General features: G+C 37.3%; 2 rRNA genes. Both read left to right on the top strand.

The features are described from left to right. Positions 1 to 404 precede the first annotated feature (404 nt). Positions 405 to 3,232: ribosomal RNA gene (locus Lyticum_RS04130) — 23S ribosomal RNA — on the top strand. Between the two features lie 463 nt (positions 3,233 to 3,695). Beyond that, a 5S ribosomal RNA gene (gene rrf, locus Lyticum_RS04125) occupies positions 3,696 to 3,811 on the top strand. The last annotated feature ends 287 nt before the right edge of the window (positions 3,812 to 4,098 follow it).

Below are 4,098 nucleotides of genomic sequence, written 5' to 3'. Positions count from 1 at the left end.
AAAATAATAAAAAAAGTATAAAAAAGTAGTTGACATACCAAGAAAGATTATAATATGATATTTGTTATCGGTGGTTATTGAAATATGTGATTTCATTTTGTTGTTTCACATAGCTTTGATTTTTGTTAATCACGGAATAATTGTTGTGGTTTTTGACCTGATTAATTATTTTATAATTATTTTGTAATTATTTTTATAATTCTTACTTTATACTTATTTTTATAATTATATCAGCGATAAAATCATTTCTATTCTTGATTTTCTGATTCCTTTGCATATATTCCACATAGCAAGAAAATTTTCGAATCTTATGTGAAGTTTTTTATTTATATTCTTTTTCTATACTGAGATTACAGATAACTATCTGTGAGCGATGTATGTCAGTTTCTTTTTATATGAATGAACCAGAAATATTTAAAAGCGTATAGTGGATGCCTTGGCGATAAGAGGCGATGAAGGACGTGGCAGACTGCGATAAGTCACGGGGAAGTGTCAGCAACTTTTGATCCGTGAATCTCCGAATGGGTAAACCTACCAGATTCTGATCCTTCAGAATTTGGTGTTCCTCGTAAAGGGGGAATGCTAACCCAGCAAACTGAAATATCTTAGTAGCTGGTGGAATGAAAATCGAATGAGACTCCGTTAGTAGTGACGAGCGAAAACGGATCAGGCCTATGCTGTTTGTTGTAAAACTGGAATTACTTTTTGGAAAATTAGACCATAGAGGGTGATAGTCCCGTACAGATATCTTTTATTACTACAAATAGATTTGAGTAAGACGGAACTCGTGTAATTCTGTCCGAATATGGGGAGACCACTCTCCAAGCCTAAGTACTACTTATCGTCCGATAGCGTACTAGTACTGTGAAGGAAAGGTGAAAAGAACCCCTATTAGGGGAGTGAAATAGATCCTGAAACTATATGCTTACAAGCTGTCAGAGCCCTACAATCTTTCGATCCTGTTAGGGTGATGGCGTACCTCTTGTATAATGGGTCAGCGAGTTAATTTAACTAGCTAGGTTAAGTTGTTACAAATCGTAGCCGTAGCGAAAGCAAGTCTTAATAGGGCGTTCAGTTAGTTGTATTATACCCGAAACCGAGTGAGCTAACCATCAGCAGGGTGAAGTAGAGGTAACTCTCTATGAAGGCCCGAACCCGTTACTGTTGCAAAAGTATGGGATGACTCGTGGTTAGGGGTGAAAGGCCAATCAAACTCGGAGATAGCTGGTTCTCCGCGAAATCTATTTAGGTAGACCGTTGTGTATTAACATAAATTCAGGGGTAGAGCTCTGGTTAGATTAGAGGGGATCACTCCCTATCAACTCTAGCTAAACTTACAAATACTGTTTTTAATTCCACAGCAGACAGACTATGGGTGATAAGATCCATCAGTCAAAAGGGCAACAGCCCAGACCGCCGTATAAGGTCCCTAAGTTCTAGTTAAGTGTTAAAGGTTGTGATGTGGCTTTAACAATTAGGAGGTTGGCTTAGAAGCAGCCATCCTTTAAAGAAAGCGTAATAGCTCACTAGTCTATTAGCTGCTTTGCGCCTAAAATGTTTAGGGGCTTAAACTAGACACCGAAGATGCGGGTGCTTTTTTATATCCATCATTTTATATTAATCTTTTTTTCTATAATTTTCTTGTCCTTATAAAAAATCACGGTAGCGGAGCGTTGTGTACGTCTATGAAGGTTTATCGTGAGGTAAACTCGAGATATCACAAGTGAGAATGCTGACATGAGTAGCGTTTAAAAGTGTGCGAAACACTTTCGTCGTATGTCCAAGGTTTCCTACGTAAAGATAATCTGCGTAGGGTTAGCCGGAACCTAAGACAAAGCCGAATGGCGTAGTCGATGGCAATCACGTTAATATTCGTGAGCCTGCTGATAGTGACGGAGCTTTTCTTTTTCTAATTAGGATTATTGGATCTTCCTTTATAAAAAGTAATCTTCCCTGGAAATAACTACAGCACTTTGTGACCGTACCGTAATCCGACTCCGGTGGACTGGTAGAGTATACCAAGACGTAGAGAGAATAATGTTGAAGGAACTAAACAAATTGCACTTGTAACTTCGGGATAAAAGTGGCCTAAATCACAATTTAGGTGGCACATAATCGGGGGTAGCGACTGTTTAACAAAAACACAGGACTCTGCTAATTCTTAACAAATTGTATAGGGTCTGACGCCTGCCCGGTGCTGGAAGGTTATCGGAGATTGTTTTAAACGCTCTCTCCTTAAGCCCCAGTAAACGGCGGCCGTAACTATGACGGTCCTAAGGTAGCGAAATTCCTTGTCGGGTAAGTTCCGACCTGCATGAATGGCGTAACGACTGCCCCATTGTCTCCAACATTAACTCAGTGAAATTGAATTCTCCGTGAAGATGCGGAGTTCCCATGGTTAGACGGAAAGACCCCGTGAACCTTTACTGTAGCTTCATATTGTAATCCATTTAATGCCGTGTAGAATAGGTGGTAGACTGTGATATTTTTGCGCTAGCTCTTTTGGAGTCGTAACTTGAAATACCACCCAGCATTATGTGTTTTCCTAACCTCTTATCTTTAGAGGAACAGTGTGTGGTGGGCAGTTTGACTGGGGCGGTCGCCTCCCAAAATGTAACGGAGGCGCGCGATGGTAAGCTCAGGTTGGACAGAAATCAACTCTTAGAGTGCAATGGCACAAGCTTGCCTAACTGCGAGACCCACAAGTCGAGCAGAGACGAAAGTCGGTCATAGTGATCTGGTGGTCCTGCGTGGAAAGACCATCACTCAACGGATAAAAGGTACTCCGGGGATAACAGGCTGATGAGCTCCAAGCGTCCATAGCGACGAGCTCGTTTGGCACCTCGATGTCGACTCATCACATCCTGGGGCTGTAGAAGGTCCCAAGGGTTCGGCTGTTCGCCGATTAAAGTGGTACGTGAGTTGGGTTCAGAACGTCGTGAGACAGTTCGGTCCCTATCTGCCATGGGCGTAGGAAAATTGATGGTACTCAGCTCTAGTACGAGAGGACCGAGCTGAGCGCATCCCTGGTGTACCAGTTGTCTCGCCAGAGGCACCGCTGGGTAGCTACATGCGTTTGTGATAACCGCTGAAAGCATATAAGCGGGAAACCTAACCAAAGACTAATTTTCCCTTTCAGTGCTGCTGTAGATCACAGCTTACATAGGCTGGATGTGTACGAAACGTAATTTTCTTAGCTTACCAGTACTAATTGCACTATTGTTTTCTTTTCTCATTCATTTACATTACATTTATATTTTTATCCCTTTATAACTTTCTTACTTTATAACTTTATAATTATATAAATATAATCATCATAAGCAAATTTCATACATTGTTCACAGATAATTATCTGTATTTCTTTGTACTAAAGTTTATAAATATATTACTATCTTTTATTCTTCATAGAACATTTTCATTCAACTTATACAACTTATATCAATCTCAACTCTTATCTATAATATACTTACTTTCTATATTTCTATAATATCTTGTTATAATCTTAGTTGTTCTTCTTAGTTGTTATAATCTTAGTTTTATTATTACTTTCTATGTTCTTTTTTAACTATGTTCTTTTTTAAAACTTCACTTAAGTTTCATTAAGTCTATTACATTATATTCTTAATTATTATAATCACACATTCATTGATCTTTTTAATAAGTCTTTATGTATGTTATAAGTTGTGTATTATAAGTTTGGTGATAATAGAGTGATACCTTTACCTGATCCCATTCCGAACTCAGAAGTTAAAAATCACTTCCCCGATTGTACTCCCTCTTTTTGAGGCGGAAGAGTAGGACGTTGCCAAACTCATTATACACTTTTATTACACTCACATCTCACACTCATACCACATCTTTCTAATTTATATATAAAATTTATTATTGGTTTTTTAATCAATCTTAAATAATTTTATATATATAATAATAATACATTTTTAAAATAAAAATTATATTTGTAAGTTTTTATAACTATTTTATATACTTTTATATACTTTATTTATACTTCTTCTCCATTAATCTTTTATATTGAACTTTTTACTAATATTTTTTTTAAAATATTCTTTTTATATATTTTTATATACTTTTTAATTTAAA

The sequence above is a fragment of the Lyticum sinuosum genome (assembly GCF_034471385.1).
GTDB classification, from domain to species: Bacteria; Pseudomonadota; Alphaproteobacteria; order Rickettsiales; family Midichloriaceae; genus Lyticum; species Lyticum sinuosum.
Note: the sequence above shows the minus strand (reverse complement) of the source record. Positions and strands in the feature narration are given on the sequence as shown.